Here is a 15,092-nt window from a genome sequence, read left to right as displayed (position 1 = left end):
GAGGGCCGGAGCCGCTAAATTCGCGTTTCGCGAATTTTCAAACGGACTTTCAGGCCTTCTCCGCCTCGCGCAGTTGCCCCGACCGCAGCGCCGGTTTCTGCGAAAGGCCGCCCTGTTCCATGATCTGCTCGCGGAATTCGTCGCGCATTTCGTGGATCGAGGCGATCACCGGGCCCATCGCCACGCCGATCTCGACGAGGGCGGCCTCGGACAGTTGCAGCGAGCTTTCCAGCGTCTCGGGCACCGCATGGGTGGCGCCGGCGCGGTAGAGCACGCCGGCATGGTCGGTATCGCGGGCGCGGGCGATGATCGGCAGGTGCGGGAAATCGGCGCGCAGCTTGCGGACGATGCGCTGGGCGGAGACCGGCTCGTCCATCGTCACGATCACCGCCGCCGCGCTGGCGACGCCGAGGCGGAGCATGGCATCGCCGCGCGCGGCATCGGCAAAGGCAACGGTATAGCCCCGGCGGCGGCCCTCGGTGATGATGTCGGTATTGCTGTCCACCGCCAGATAAGGGCGGCCATGGCGGGTCAGCATGTCGGCGACGAGATGGCCGACGCGGCCGAAGCCGACGATCAGCGTCGGCGGCTTGTCGGGCGCCTCGACCGGCTGATGGGGGGCCTCCACGCCTTCCACGCGCCGCGCCATGATCTTGCCGATCTTGGCGAGCGCCGGGGTGACGGTGAGGCCGAGCGCGGTGACGATCTGCCAGAACATCGCGGTGCCGGGCTGGATCAGCTGCGCCGCACCTGCCGCGCTCAGCACGATCAGCGTGGTTTCCGAAGGGCTCGACATCAGGATGCCGGTCTCCGCCGCCGTGCCGCGCCGCGCGCCCATCAGGCGCAGCAGCAGGCTGGTGACGATCGCCTTCAGCACGATCACCCCCGCCGTCGCGATCAGGATCGAGCCGAGGTTCTCCCACACCACCCACAAGTCGATCCGCATGCCCACGGTGATGAGGAACACGCCGAGGGCGAGGCCCTTGAACGGCTCGGTCATCTCCTCGACCTCGGTGTGGTACTCGGTCTCGGCGATCAGCAGCCCGGCGACCAGCGCGCCGACGATGGGCGAGAGGCCGGTCGCCGCCGTCGCCAGCGAGGCGAGGATGACCACCAGCAGGCTGGCGCTGAGGAACAGTTCCGGGCTCTTGGTGCGCGCCGCCTGCGCGAACAGCGGCGGCAGCAGGAAACGTCCCGCCACCAGCAACACTGCGACGACCCCGGTGCCCCAGACCAGGGTGTGGATGAGGCCGTCCATGCCCGCGCCCTTGGCATGGGGCGCCAGCGCGCCGAGCAGGAAGACGATGGGGACAAGGGCGATGTCCTCGAACAGCAGCATCGACAGCGCCGCGCGGCCGACCGGGGTGCCCGTATTGGTGATCTTGAGCACCAGCGCGGTGGAGGACAGCGCCAGCGCCAGGCCCAGCGCCATCGCGCCGGTCAGGCTCTGGCCCAGCGTGGCGAAGACGAAAGTCAGCGAACCGCAGATCAGCAGCAGTTCCAGCGAGCCCAGCCCGAACACGAATCGCCGCATCGCCCAGAGCCTTGCGAACGAGAGTTCGAGGCCGATCGAGAACAGCAGCAGGATGATGCCGAACTCGGCAAAGATCTCCAGCCCGTCGGGATCGGTGATCGTCACCCAGGACAGCCAGGGATGATCGAACACCAGCCGGCCGAGCCCGAACGGCCCGACCAGCAGGCCGACAAGGATGAACCCGATCACCGGGGTGATGCGGTAGCGGTTGAACACGGGGATGACGATGCCCGCCGCGCCCAGGATGACGAGCGCGTCGGACATGACGGGGGAGGAAAGTGCGTTGGTACCGGCCATTGTCCATTCACTATGGCAGGGCCGCAGGCGCAGACAATGCGGTTGGCCGGATATATTTCCGGCCGCCGGCCCGCTCCCCCGCCCGCTCGGTCCGCGAAATCCGCTGGTCGCGAATTTCCAGGCGGTCGCTCACGCCAAAGTGTAAAGGCGCGTAACTTCACTTGGCGTTCAGCAAAGCGCTGTCTATAGACCGGCCCCATGTTCGAACGCTCGCGCTTCAAGATCGCTCTCCTTGCCGCCGCTACCGGGGCTCTCGTTCTCACTGCCGGCTGTGCCGGGCGGGGGGGCAAGAACAAGGACACTGCCTATGTCGCGCGCGACGTCGACACGCTCTACGCCGCCGCGCAGGACCGCCTGAACAAGGGCCAGACCCGCGCCGCCGCCGCGCTGTTCGACGAAGTCGAGCGTCAGCATCCCTATTCGCCCTGGGCCCGCCGCGCCCAGCTGATGAGCGCCTTCAGCTATTACGCCTCGCGCGATTACAACAAGGCGATCCAGTCGGCGCAGCGCTTCCTCTCGATCCACCCGGGCAACAAGGACGCGCCTTACGCCTACTACCTCGTGGCGATCTCGTACTACGAGCAGATCAGCGACGTGACGCGCGACCAGAAGACCACCGAACAGGCCAAGCAGGCGCTGACCGACGTGATGCGCCGCTATCCGAATTCGCCTTATGCCTCGGACGCCAAGCTCAAGATCGACCTGGTGAACGATCACCTTGCCGGCAAGGAAATGACCATCGGCCGCTCCTACGAGGACAGCGGCAAGTGGCTGGCGGCAACGCTGCGCTTCCGCAATGTCGTCGACAATTTCCAGACCACCAGCCACACGCCCGAGGCGCTGTTCCGTCTGGTCGAGGGTTACCTCGCCCTCGGCATCCCGGACGAGGCGCAGAAGGCCGCGGCGGTGCTGGAAAACAACTACCCGCAGTCGAAGTGGTACCAGCGCGCCTATCGCCTGATGCGCCGCCACGCGCCGGGGAACCTCGCCGCCTGAGGCGGGATTCCCGCGAACCCGTTGGACACCGGTCGCTCCTGGGAGTGGCCGGTGTTTTCGTGTGCGGATGTGCGATAGGGGCGTGACGGGCGAAAATCTTTTCGCTAGAACGCAACGCGAACATGCTGACCCGGCTCGCCATTCGCAACATCGTGCTGATCGAAGCGCTCGACCTTGATTTCGGGCGCGGTCTCGGCGTTCTCACCGGTGAAACGGGGGCGGGCAAGTCGATCCTGCTCGACGCGCTGGGGCTTGTCATCGGCAACCGCGCCGACAGCGGCCTCGTCCGCGCCGGGGAGGACCGCGCCAGCGTCACCGCCAGTTTCGAGTTCGCGGCGCTGCCTGCCGCGGTGCGCGGCCTGCTCGACGAGGCGGACCTCGAGATCGAGCCGGGCGAACCGCTGATCCTCAAGCGCCAGCTCAAGGCCGACGGCGGCAGCCGCGCCTTCCTCAACGACCAGCCGGTCAGCGTTGCCCTGCTGCGCGAGATCGCCCCCGCGCTGGTCGAGATCCACGGCCAGCACGACGATCGCGGCCTCGTGAACCCCAGGGGCCACCGCGCGCTGCTGGACCGGTTCGCCGGCGGTGACGCGGCGGTCGTGGAAACGGCGTGGAAGACCTGGCGCAGCGCCCAGGGCGCGCTCGATGCCGCCCGCGCGCAAGTGGCCAAGGCGGCCGAGGACCAGGACCTGCTGCTGGCCCACCTTGCCGAACTCACCGCGCTGGCCCCGCAGGAGGGCGAGGAAGAGGAACTCGCCCATGCCCGTGCGGACATGCAGAAGGGCGAGAAGCTCACCGACGATCTCACCGCGCTCCAGCACTTGTGGAGCGGGTCCGATTCGGCGCTGGCGAAGCTGCGCACCGGCGCCCGGCGGCTCGACCGGATCGCCGGCGAGCACCCGCTGCTGGGCGATGCGCTTGCCGCGCTCGACCGCGCGGTGATCGAGGCGAGCGAGGCGGAGGACAAGCTCGAACGCGCGGCGGAGGCACTGGCGTTCGATCCCAACGAACTCGACCGGATCGAGACCCGGCTGTTCGATCTGCGCGCCGCGGCCCGCAAGCAGCTCTGCGCGGTGGACGAATTGCCCGCCAGGATGCGCGAGATGCGCGAGGCGCTCGACGCCATCGAGGGCGGCGAGGAGCATCTGGCCGGGCTCGAGGCGGCGGCGCAGAAGGCGGCGCTGGGCTACCGCAAGCACGCCGAGGCGCTGCACGACGTGCGCCGAGCGGCGGCGAAGCGGCTCGACAAGGCGGTCGCCGCCGAACTTGCTCCGCTCAAGCTCGATGCCGCGCGGTTCCAGACTTCGGTGGTCAAGCTGGGCGAGGACCGCTGGGGCGCGCACGGCATGGACGCGGTGGAATTCCTCATCAGCACCAACCCCGGGGCGGACTTCGCCCCGCTCGCCAAGATCGCCTCGGGCGGCGAGCTTTCGCGCTTCATCCTCGCGCTCAAGGTGGCGCTGGCCGAAGAAGGCGGCGCCGCCACGGTGATCTTCGACGAGATCGACCGCGGTGTCGGCGGCGCGGTGGCCGATGCCATCGGCGAGCGTCTGGCACGCCTGGCGAACGGCGGCGGGGCCGGACGGGATGGCGAAGGGCAGGGCGGGCAGCTGCTGGCGGTCACCCACAGCCCGCAAGTCGCGGCGCGCGGTGACCGGCATTTCATGATCGCCAAGTCCTCGCAAGGCACGGTGACGCGTACGTCGGTGACCCCGCTCAGCGATGCCGAGCGGCAGGAAGAGATCGCCCGCATGCTCTCGGGCGCGGAAGTGACCGAGGAAGCACGCGCGCAGGCGAACCGGCTGCTCGAACGCGCCTAGGGCGTTTCCCAATCAGGCGGGATCACCTGACGATTCGGAAAACCGCATGAAAAAACGGGCAGGTTCCGGCCTGCCCGTTTGTTCGTTCCTACTTCTGGCCAGCGGTCAGGCCGCGGGCTTCGAGCATCGGCTCGACGCTCGGGTCGTGGCCGGTGAAGTCGCGGTACATCACCGCGAAGTCCTTCGAGTGGCCCTGGCCAAGGAAGCTGGCGCGGATGTGGTCGCCATTGGCGCGGGTCATGCCGCCGTTCTTCACCACCCAGGCCCAGCCGTCGTGCGCCAGCACTTCGGTCCAGATGTAGGCGTAGTAGCCCGCCGCATAACCGTTGTCCCAGATATGGCGGAAGTACGGGGTCTTGTAGCGCGGCGGGATGAGGTCGGTGCGCAGGCCGGTCTCGGCCAGCGCCTTGGCCTCGAAGGCCATCGGCGGCTGCGCGGCCTCCTCGGGCGTCAGCGTGTGCCACGACATGTCGAGCATCGCCGAAGTCAGCGTCTCGCCCAGCGCCACGCTCTGGTTGAACTTGCCCGCCGCCTCGATCTTGTCGAGCAGGCCGTCCGGCAGCGGTGCGCCGGTCTGGTAGTGCCTGGCATAGTGCTGCAGCACTTGCGGCACGGTGGCGAAGTTCTCGTTGAACTGGCTGGGGAACTCCACGAAGTCGCGCGCGGTGCTGGTGCCCGAGAGCGAGGGGTACTTCTGGCTGGCGAAGAAGCCGTGGAGGGCGTGGCCGAATTCGTGGAACATCGTCGTCACGTTGTCCCAGCTGGCGAGCGGCGGCTGGCCGTCGGCAGGCGGGTCGATGTTCAGCGTGTTGACGATGACCGGCTTGTTGCCGGTGAGGTAGGACTGGTCGACGAAGTTGTTCATCCAGGCGCCGCCCTTCTTGTTGGGGCGCGAGAACGGGTCATAGTAGAACAGCGCCAGCGACGAGCCGTCCTTGTCGAACACTTCGTAGACACGCATCGAGGGGTGGTAGCCCGAAAGGTCGGTGCGGCGCTTGAAGGTGATGCCGTACGTCTGCGTGGCGGCGTAGAAAACGCCGTTTTCCAGCACGTTCCACACTTCGAAGTACGGCTTGATGGCGCTTTCGTCGAGGTCGTACTTCGCCTTGCGCACCTTCTCGGCGTAGTAGCTCCAGTCCCAGGGCTGGAGATCGCCGGTCACGCCGTCGGCCCTGGCGGCCGCGGTGAGCAGCGCCGCCTCGCTGTCCTGGCGGGCGCGCAGGGCGGGGACAAAGCCCTTCATGAAGTCCATCGCCTGCTTTGGCGAGGTGACCATGCTGCTGTACATCTGCAGCGTGGCGAAGTCGGGCTTGCCGAGCAGCCGGGCCTTCTTGGCGCGCGCCACCGCCAGCTGGCTGACGATGCCGGTGGTGTCGAACTGGTCGCCCGAACTGGTGCGGGTCACGCTGGCCTCGAACAGCTTCTTGCGCGCATCGCGGTTCTGAAGCTCGGTCAGCGCCGGCTGCTGGGTGAAGTTGAGCAGCGGGATCACGTACTTGCCGGGCTTGCCCAGATCGGTGGCACGCTTGGCGGCCGCGGCGATGGCGTCCGCGCTCATGCCCTTGAGTTCGGCGGCATTGTCAAACACCGCCGCATGGGCGGCGGTGCCGTTGGTCAGCGTCTGCGAGAACTTGGTCTCCAGCGTCGCGATCTCGAGGTTGAGCTCCTTGAGCTGCGCCTTCTGCGCAGGCGCCAGCAGCGCGCCGCGATTGACGAAGCGCGCGTACGTGGTGGACAGCAGCATCGCGTCCTCGCCCTTCAGCGCCTTGCCGGCGGCGCTGTCGTGCACCGCCTTGACGCGGGCGAACAGGGCGTCGTTGAGGTAGATATCGTCGTTGAGCGCGGAAATCTGCGGGCTCAGCGCGGTTTCGGCGGCGTCCAGCGTGTCATTGGTATTGGCCGAGGTGAGCTGGCCGAACACGTTGGAGACGCGGTCGTACATGCCGCCGGCGCGTTCCATGGCAACGACGGTGTTCTGGAAGCTGGGCTTGGCCTTGCTACCGGCGATCGCGGCGATCTCGGCGCGCTTCTGGGCAATCGCGGCCTCGATGGCGGGCTGCCAGTCGCTGTCCTTGTACTGGGCGAAGTCCGGGGCGTGGAAGGGCAGGGCGCTCGGCTGCGCGAAGGGGCCGCTGTAGGCAGCGGCGGCAGCATCCTTGGCCGGAGCATCCTTGGCAAGGGCAGTCATAGGCATGCCTCCAAGCAGGCCGGCGCCGAGTACGAGCGGGGCGGCGGCGGCCATAAGCCGGGTCTTCATCGATCAGTTCTCCTGACGGCGGCACCGGGCGGGGCGCGAGGGATCGCGCCGGGGGTGCGGGGTGCCGCGATTGGTCGGTGAACGGGTTGAAGCGCAGAAAACCGGGGCTTGCAAGCGCTTGCCGGGGCGGGTGCGCGTGATTGCGCAACATGCCATTCGGGCTTTTGCATATGCCAAGCATGGCAACGCCGGAGCGCAAGCTTGTTGCGCTCCGGCGCGTCGACGGTCACCCGTTCCTGTCATCAAGGCCCTGAAGCCAGGCGCCTTCATTCAGGACTTGCGCCGCCGCCGGGGGATCTCGGCTAGGTCGGTGCCTTGTGCGGGTGCGCCGTCAGTTCGGCCGGAAGCGACCGTTCGACCAGATCCGCATCGGGGCCTGTTCACCCTCGGTGCTCTGGCGCAGGCGGTCTTCGCGCTGGCGGTCGAAAATGAGCGAGCCCGTACGCCGCGCAAAATGGCTGCGGCGAAACGGAATCTCGGCACCGATATTCATGGCATTCTCTCCTCTTTATCGTGAAACGCACGGGGATGCCGAAGGTTCCCGGTGAGGATTATTTCATGCGCGCGGCGTTAGCATGAACGGCAGGCGGGTGCCCGCGGCGGCATCGGCCAGCGTGTGGCGATCCAGTTCGGCGAGAAAGGCGCCGACCGCCTGGCGCAGCAGGCCGGTCAGCCCGCAGGCCGCCTGCAGCAGGCAGTTGCCGCAATCGGCCGGCTGCAGATGGGGTTCGGTCAGCCGCACCACTTCGCCCAGCGTGATGTCCTGTGCGGCGCGGCCGAGGCGAAAGCCGCCGCCGCGCCCGCGCACCGTCTCCAGGAGGCCGGCATTGCCCAGCACATTCACCACTTTCATCGCATGGTTGCGCGAGATCGCATGGGCCTGCGCCACCTGGGCGATCGACAGCAACTGCTCGGGATCCATCGCGGCATGGAGCAGGATGCGCAGCGCGTAGTCGGTATGCGCGGTGAGGCGCACGGGCATCTCCTTAAATGATGCTCCCTATTTACATCTTTCTGTCGCCACGTATAGATGCATCCAGTTTGCATCTTTTAGCAGGACAAGGACGAGTCGGACCATGGCAGCTCCTCTCAGCGAAACCACGATCGCCACGATCAAGGCCACCGCGCCCGCGCTCCAGGAGCATGGCGTGACGATCACCACCCGCATGTACGAGCGATTGTTCCAGAACGAGGGCGTGCGCGCGATGTTCGACCAGGCCGCGCAGGAATCGGGCGAGCAGCCGCGCCGTCTCGCCGCCGCGATCCTTGGGTATGCGCAGAACGTCGACAAGCTGCAGAACCTTACCGGCGCGGTTGCCCGCATGGTCCAGCGCCATGTCGATACCGGCGTCAGGGCCGAGCACTATCCGCTGGTGGCCGAGGCGCTGCTGCCCGCGATCCGCGACGTGCTGGGCGAGGCGGCGAGCGACGAGGTGCTGGCCGCCTGGGGCGAGGCCTACTGGTTCCTGGCCGATATCCTGATCGGCAAGGAAGCCGAGCTTTATGCGGAGCAGGCAGCCCCATAACCGGGCGTGTAACCGGGGGGCGTAACCGGGGCGCGTAACCGGGCGCGTTACCTGCCTCGGCGGAATGTAACGGTGACAATTGCTGTTGGCACCGCTGTATCCGGGCCGATTTTCCTGCATGCATATGGACAAGTACTTGGTTTTTATCGTAACGCCCTGACAAACAGGGGTGCGATATTTCCATTCGACATTGGCTGGTTGCGGCGGTCTTGGCGGGCCTCGCAACCGGCGCGTGTGCGCAGGATCCGGGTGACGGGGCGGCAGCGCCTGCCGATACCGGACCCGCGCCTGCCGCAGGGCTGGCGACCGGCCCGCAAGCCGCCACCGGAAACTTTTCCGCCGCGCAAGTCTTTGCGCTGGCTGACGAGGCGCGCGCGCGTGGGGACTTCGCCACGGCCGAGGCCGCCTACCGCGCGCTGACCCAGGACCCCGACCTCGAAATCCGCACCGAGGCGCGTTTCCGCCTGGCCATGATGCTGGGCGACCAGCAGCGCCGCTACGGCGACGCCGCGCTCGAACTGCGGCGGATTCTCGACGACAAGCCGGGCGCGGCGCGCGTGCGTCTCGAACTGGCGCGCATGCAGGCGCAGATGGGCAACCTGGCCGCCGCCCGCCGCGAACTGCGCGCCGCCTCGGCCTCGGGCCTGCCGCCCGAAGTCGAGCAGCTGGTCCGCTTCTACAGCCGCGCGCTCACCGCGAACAAGCCGTTTGGCGGCTCGGTCGAGTTTGCGCTGGCGCCCGACAGCAACATCAACCGCGCGACCCGGGGCGACAAGCTGGGCACCGTGATCGGCGATTTCACGCTGGACGAGGATGCCCAGGCCAGGTCCGGGCTCGGCGTCAACTTGCGCGGGCAGGGCTATGTCCGGCTGGGGCTGACCCGGGGCGCCGAACTGATGACGCGGCTGTCGACCAGCGCGACGCTCTACCGGCAAAGCCGCTTCGACGACATCTCGCTGGCGCTGCAGAGCGGGCCGCAGTTCACCTCGGGCCGCGATCTGGTGACGCTGTCGGCCGGGCCGACCTGGCGCTGGTACGGGCTCGATCCCTATTCGCTGGGCCTGGGCGGCACGGCGGCGATCCAGCACCCGATGGGCAAGCGCGGACAGCTGCGGGTCGAGGGCGGGGCCAGCCATGTCGACAACCGCCGCAACCCCTTGCAGACCGGCTGGGACTACACGCTCTCGGCCAGCCTCGACCGCGCCTTCTCGGCGCGGCTCGGCGGCGGCCTGCAGGTCTACGGGTTCCGCGAGGCGGTGCGCGATCCGGGCTACTCGCTGGCGAGCGGCGGCGTCTCGGCCTACCTGTTCCGCGAACTGGGCCGCACGACGCTGGTCGGCACCCTGGGCTACAGCCGGCTGGAAGCGGACGAGCGGCTGTTCCTCTATCCGAAACGGCGGATGGAGGATCGCTACTCGGCCAGCATCGCGGCGACCTTGCGTGCGCTCCACGTCGGCACTTTCGCGCCGCTGGTGCGCCTGCGCTGGGAGCGCAACCGTTCGACCATCGAAATCTACGACTACCGCCGCGTGGCTGCCGAATTCGGCATCACTTCGGCATTCTGATCGCAACAGGGGAAGAGTTCATGACGAGGGTGCGACCTCTTAAGCTTGCCACGATGACTTCGCTGACGACGCTGAGCCTGATGCTGGCCGCCTGCGGTGGCGGCGGCGGCGACGTCAACAGCACGCCGGCGCCCACTCCGGCGCCTACGCCCACCTATCAGACCCTCGACACCTTGAGCGGTGAACAGGTACTCGACGCGGCCAATGTCAACGTGTCCAGATGGGCCGGAAACGGAAGCTCATCGGTGATCCACACCCCGGGCGCGGGGATTTCGATCACCTACAGCGAGAAGGCGGGGACTTACGTCCTGGTTGCGCCGGAAGGTTACTCCGTGACCTTGAGCGAGGCAAACCGAGATACGACGCTGTCGAACACCATGAGGAAATGGTACGGTAGCAGTTCGGCGACCGCTACGGACGTGGTGATCGTCAACAAGGCATCGGTGAACAACGTTGTGCTCAGTTACACGATGTATGGAACATGGGACCATACGGTACGGGCGGATGAGCTTATCGCAAGCCGGCAGAACATTTTCGTGAGTGGGATCCGCACCCAGAAGGACGACGTTCCCAAAGTCGGTGCTGCTCAGTACCAGACAATGGTTGCCGGCACGGTACTGGCGGATGGTACGACTTACGTCCTGACGCCTTCGTCTGATGGTTTACCCGGCGGGACCGCGAATTTCTCGGTCAATTTCGCCAGTGGCACGGTTGCTACTGCGCTTAATCTCAATTCCTGGTCACCGCAGACGGGACAAGCCCGTAATTTCGGCAGCTTTTCCGGCACAGGTACACTTGAAGCGGGTGGTTCCGGTTTTAGCGGCAACCTGTCCGGAAGCACCGGAGCGGGGGCGTTTGCTGGGGCACTGTTCGGTCCCAAGGGGGTGGAAATGGGCTATTCCTGGTTCGCCAATGGAACAGATTACAGCGCTTCGGGCGTCGTTGTCGGTCGCAAGCGTTAATGGCGTGATGGGAACTGCTGAAGAAGGCATTCTGATCGCAACAGGGGAAGAGTTCATGACGAGGGTGCGACCTCTTAAGCTTGCCACGATGACTTCGCTGACGACGCTGAGCCTGATGCTGGCCGCCTGCGGTGGCGGCGGCGGCGACGTCAACAGCACGCCGGCGCCCACTCCGGCGCCTACTCCGGCGCCTACGCCGACACCTACGCCCACGAACGAAGATCTCGTCGCTCCGCTTGTCAGCGAGAGTTTTACAAACAACGCGGCCACCGGCACTGGCAGCTATCCGTTGAACGGCGATGCACCGAAAGTGACGGCTGCTAAAGCCAGCCTCACTTTCGGGTATGACGCGAAGACCGGGGGGTATACGGTATCGACGGCGGGGAGATCACAGACTTTCACGAATGCGGATATCGATAACCAGAACGCCGATCAGGTTACCTACTCGCGCAAGAAGGGGGACACCCAAGACAGCCTTCTGCTGACGAAGCCCGGTACCTCGGGTGCCCTGAATTACCAATATGTCGGCTCCGGCTTCTGGGAGCGGACCCGACAGGACAGCAGCAAGGTCGACGGCACGATCGACGCTTTCACTTATGGCGTCGAAACCCCGGATGCGAACCTTCCGCGCAGTGGGGCCGGGACTTACGATGTCGTTCTATTGGGATCGGCGGGACTTACCTCCTACGCCGGTGCAGGCAATCTCTCGGTCGACTTCGGTTCCGGGCAGATGCTGGTCGATGTCGGGGTTAGCGAGAACTGGTCTGATGGCTCGTCCTGGTTCTATCCTTCAGCCTTCCGGGGATCCGGGGCAATGGCGTCGGGCAATGCGTTTAGCGGCAATTTCTCGCTTGCCACGACGACGGGCTTTAGCGGTACCTTCGATGGGCGCTTCTACGGACCCGAGAGCGAAGAAGTCGGCGCTGCCTTTTATGGTAAAGGCACGTCCGGAAATGGTGGGATTGTCGGGACCGTGATGGGGCGCAAGGGCACCACCGGGGTCAACACCAATCTCGTCAACCTGAACGTCAGTCAGGATTTTGTCCTCTATGCTGCGCAAATGTGGGTCCACGAGTCCACTGCCGATGGTACGTTGATGGGATATTCGTGGCCGGCTCGCGATGGTGCCGACCTGCGATACGAGGCGGAGGGGCCTAGCTGGAGCTACTCCGATTCCTACGATCGTACGGTGCGCTTTCTGGCGAGCCAGGCGGCCACAAGTGCGGACGGACGCTTCACGACTTACGACAATGGCGCAGGTGCGTCTCTCAATCTCTATCGGGTCGGCTCGGCCAACCCCGAAATCAAGCTCACCTATGCGTCGTTCGGCTACTACCAACAAGCGAACCCCGATGGTGCCGTAAACGGATGGGGAACCTATCGAGAGTATTTCCACTTTGGGGTGCCCACCGTGTCGTTCCCGTCATCCGGCAGGGCGACGTACACGGCCACGCTTATCGGCATTGGCGCCAACACCACCGATGGGTTCGATCTGGGTGGCACTGCCCACATGTCGGTCGACTTTGGCAATGCTGCCTCCCCGGTCGGAACGCTGGACATCAGCGGCGTCAACCGCGCCAACGGTCGCATCGTCGATTTCGGAAGTTACGGCTTCTCGGCGACCCAGTTCGGGGCGAAGTTTACGGGTAACATCGAGTTTGATCGCTTCCGTGGCTCGGCCTGGCTCGACGGTTCATTTTACGGACCCGATGCTGCCGAGATGGCGGCGATGTTCGGCGGCGTGCAGGGGGTCGATCCCAATCATCCGCTCGACCCGGTCTATATGGCGGGGGCGTTCGGCGGCAAGCGCGACTGACGGGCATGGCTGATCCCGGTTCAGCGCCTGCCCACGCCGGGGCCGACACCCCGTTCGAACTGCGATTGCAGGTTCGCCAGTGTCTGCGGGCTGATCGGGGGTAGTTCCTGCGCCGCCTTGCCCTTGCGCAGGGCGGCGCGGTCCTTTTCGGGGGGCTCGACCAGGCGCACGCGCACGGCGGCCTTGCCCTTGCCGCGCACGCCGAGCGCCTCCGCCGCCCCGCGCGAGAGGTCGATCACGCGCGCGCTTTCGCCGAAAGGGCCGCGGTCGTTGATGCGCACCAGGATGCGGCGGCCGGTGTCGAGCGCGGTGACTTCGACATAACTCGGCAGCGGCAGGGTCTTGTGGGCGCCGGTGATCCAGCCCGGGCGGAAGCGTTCGCCATTGGCGGCGCGGTTGCCGGACTCGCTGCCGTACCAGGTCGCATAGCCGAGCACGTCGTAGCCCGGCTGGCGGGCGGGGGTGTAGGTGACGCCGCGCACCGTGTAGGGCGGGCCGACCCGCACCGGGGTGTCGCTGACCGGGCGGTAGCGGGCGCCGCCGCAGGCCGCCAGCGCCGAAATCAGGACTATCGCGAGGAGGGGCCTCAGCGCCCCGGTTAAACTGCCGCTCATGCGCGGGTTCCTAACCCCGCGCGGGGGGCGCTGTCCAATCGGCGTCCAATCGCTGTCCAATCGGCTGGGCGCCGGGGGAGGGCGGGCAGGCGGAGCGGGAGGCGGAACCGGGCGGGGCTGCCACAGGTTGTCCACCGCGAAAAGGAGCGACGCATGTTCAAGTCGATAGCCGTGGCCGCGCGTGATCGGGGGCGGATGGCCGAAGTCTCGGCGGTGATCGTCCGGTTCGGCCTTGAGGCGCTGGCGATGCGGCTGGGTCTGGGGCCGGGGCCGGGACCGGGACCGGGACCGGGACGGGGGCTGGGCGGCGGGGCCGCCGACGAGGGCGTGGAAGCGCGCGACCTGCCGGCCCGCACGCGCGCGGCGCTGGAGGCGCTCGGCCCGACTTACGTGAAGCTTGGCCAGATCCTCGCCACCCGGCGCGACTTGCTGCCCGATCCGTGGATCGCGGCCTTCGAGCAGCTCCAGAGCGATGCGCCGCGCATTCCTTTCGCGATGCTGCGCGGCGACGTCGAGGCCGCGCTGGGCGGGCCGCCGGAACGCGTCTTTGCGCATTTCGATCCTGAACCGCTGGCCGCTGCCTCGATCGCGCAGGTCCACCGCGCGCGGCTGGAGGATGGCACCGAGGTGGTCGTGAAGATCCGCCGTCCCGGCATTCGCGCGCGCATGGAGGCGGACCTGCGGCTGATGCGTCATCTTGCCGCCATCGCCGAGGCGCGCAGCGCGGCGGTGCGCCGGATGCGGCCCGCCGCGATGATCGAAGAGCTTGGCCGCGAAATCCTCGCCGAACTCGATTTTACGGGTGAGGGGCGCAATGCCGACCTGCTGCGCGCCGATCTTGCCGCGCTGGAGCGGGTCACGGTGCCGCGCATCCACTGGCAATGGACCGGCGAGCAGGTGCTGGTGATGGACTATGTCGAAGGCGTGCCGCCCCGCGATCCGGCGGCGCTCAGGGCGGCGGGCATCGACCCCGCGCGCATCGCCGCGCTCGGCGCGCAACTGGTGCTGGAGATGGTGCTGGTGAGCGGCCGCTTCCATGCCGATCCGCATCCGGGGAACCTCTTATGCCTGCCCGGAGACGGGCTGGCGCTGCTCGATCTCGGTTCGGTGGGCTATGTCAGCCCGCGCCGCCAGCACGAGTTCCTGACTTTCATCCTTGCCTTGCGCAGCGGCGACCCCGGCGGCGTGGCGGACATGCTGGCGGCCTGGTCGCAGAGCGGCGAGGTCCCGCGTGAAAGGCTGCTTGCCGCTTCCGAGCGCCTCGTGGCGCGCCACGGTACCGGATCGCTGGTGCTCAGCGCGATGGTCGCGGACTTCTTCCCGCTGCTGCGGCAGCAGGGGCTGGTGCTGCCGCCCGACCTCGTGCTGATCTTCAAGGCGATGGTGACGATGGACGGGGTCTTGTCGGGCATCGCGCCGGACTTCGACTTGTCCGAAGCGCTGGAGCGGATGCGCGGCAAGCTGGTCGCCTCGCGCCTGCAGCGCCTTGCCGCGCCGGACAGGCTGGAGACGGCATTGCTCGAACTTTCGCGCGTGGCGGAAGAAGCGCCGCGTTTCCTGCGCGCGGCCTCGGCGCGGCTGGAAGCCTCGCCGCAACCTGCCCGGGATGAGGGCACGGCGGGGGCCGTGAAGCTGGCCGGATGGCTGGTCGGCGGCGCCGTGGTACTCCACGCCGCCGCCGACCTGCTGATCCACTGGACCTGAG

Annotated in this window: 12 protein-coding genes; 7 read left to right on the top strand and 5 right to left on the bottom strand. The window is 67.1% G+C overall.

All coding sequences use genetic code 11. The features are described 5' to 3' along the window. Positions 1–49: 49 nt before the first annotated feature. On the bottom strand, positions 50–1,831 hold the full coding sequence (locus tag CA833_RS01220) for a cation:proton antiporter (RefSeq protein ID WP_207078965.1): 1,782 nt from the start codon (positions 1,829–1,831) through the stop codon (positions 50–52). A gap of 198 nt (positions 1,832–2,029) precedes the next feature. On the opposite strand from CA833_RS01220, the gene CA833_RS01215 reads away from it, so the two are divergent. Together CA833_RS01215 and recN are read left to right on the top strand one after the other, a co-directional pair. After that, the gene (locus CA833_RS01215; RefSeq protein ID WP_142632683.1) at positions 2,030–2,827 is read left to right on the top strand and encodes an outer membrane protein assembly factor BamD; all 798 of its coding nucleotides are present in this window, start codon (positions 2,030–2,032) and stop codon (positions 2,825–2,827) included. A 122-nt stretch (positions 2,828–2,949) separates the two neighbouring features. Further along, positions 2,950–4,647, top strand: a complete 1,698-nt coding sequence (gene recN, locus CA833_RS01210; protein WP_207078964.1) for a DNA repair protein RecN — start codon at positions 2,950–2,952, stop codon at positions 4,645–4,647. 88 nt (positions 4,648–4,735) lie between these two features. On the opposite strand, the gene CA833_RS01205 is transcribed toward recN, so the two are convergent. From CA833_RS01205 to CA833_RS01195, 3 genes are all read right to left on the bottom strand, one after another. Continuing rightward, a complete protein-coding gene (locus CA833_RS01205; protein ID WP_242526205.1) occupies positions 4,736–6,904 on the bottom strand; it encodes a M3 family metallopeptidase in 2,169 nt (722 codons plus the stop codon). A 331-nt stretch (positions 6,905–7,235) separates the two neighbouring features. Continuing rightward, a complete protein-coding gene (locus CA833_RS01200; RefSeq protein WP_185928701.1) occupies positions 7,236–7,397 on the bottom strand; it encodes a hypothetical protein in 162 nt (53 codons plus the stop codon). A 63-nt stretch (positions 7,398–7,460) separates the two neighbouring features. After that, entirely contained in the window at positions 7,461–7,880 is a 420-nt protein-coding gene (locus CA833_RS01195; protein ID WP_207078963.1) for an Rrf2 family transcriptional regulator, read from the bottom strand. A gap of 100 nt (positions 7,881–7,980) precedes the next feature. Between CA833_RS01195 and CA833_RS01190 the strand changes: the two genes are divergently transcribed. The 4 genes from CA833_RS01190 (at position 7,981) to CA833_RS01175 (ending at position 12,773) form a co-directional block, all read left to right on the top strand. Further along, entirely contained in the window at positions 7,981–8,430 is a 450-nt protein-coding gene (locus CA833_RS01190) for a globin domain-containing protein (protein WP_207078962.1), read from the top strand. A 209-nt stretch (positions 8,431–8,639) separates the two neighbouring features. After that, complete coding sequence (locus tag CA833_RS01185) at positions 8,640–9,995, top strand: surface lipoprotein assembly modifier (protein ID WP_242526204.1); 1,356 nt, start codon at positions 8,640–8,642, stop codon at positions 9,993–9,995. Between the two features lie 53 nt (positions 9,996–10,048). Next, complete coding sequence (locus CA833_RS01180) at positions 10,049–10,957, top strand: hypothetical protein (RefSeq protein ID WP_207078961.1); 909 nt, start codon at positions 10,049–10,051, stop codon at positions 10,955–10,957. Continuing rightward, positions 10,908–12,773 carry a transferrin-binding protein-like solute binding protein gene (locus CA833_RS01175; protein WP_207078960.1) on the top strand — a complete coding sequence of 622 codons (1,866 nt, stop codon included), beginning with the start codon at positions 10,908–10,910 and terminating at the stop codon, positions 12,771–12,773. The genes CA833_RS01180 and CA833_RS01175 overlap by 50 nt, the downstream gene beginning before the upstream one ends. 20 nt (positions 12,774–12,793) lie before the next feature. Here the strand turns inward: CA833_RS01175 and CA833_RS01170 are convergent, their stop codons facing one another. Further along, complete coding sequence (locus tag CA833_RS01170) at positions 12,794–13,387, bottom strand: septal ring lytic transglycosylase RlpA family protein (protein WP_207078959.1); 594 nt, start codon at positions 13,385–13,387, stop codon at positions 12,794–12,796. A 153-nt stretch (positions 13,388–13,540) separates the two neighbouring features. On the opposite strand from CA833_RS01170, the gene CA833_RS01165 reads away from it, so the two are divergent. Continuing rightward, positions 13,541–15,091, top strand: a complete 1,551-nt coding sequence (locus CA833_RS01165; RefSeq protein WP_207078958.1) for an AarF/ABC1/UbiB kinase family protein — start codon at positions 13,541–13,543, stop codon at positions 15,089–15,091. Position 15,092: the final 1 nt, after the last annotated feature.

The sequence above is a fragment of the Novosphingobium sp. KA1 genome (assembly GCF_017309955.1).
In the GTDB taxonomy this organism is placed as follows: domain Bacteria; phylum Pseudomonadota; class Alphaproteobacteria; order Sphingomonadales; family Sphingomonadaceae; genus Novosphingobium.
Note: the sequence above shows the minus strand (reverse complement) of the source record. Positions and strands in the feature narration are given on the sequence as shown.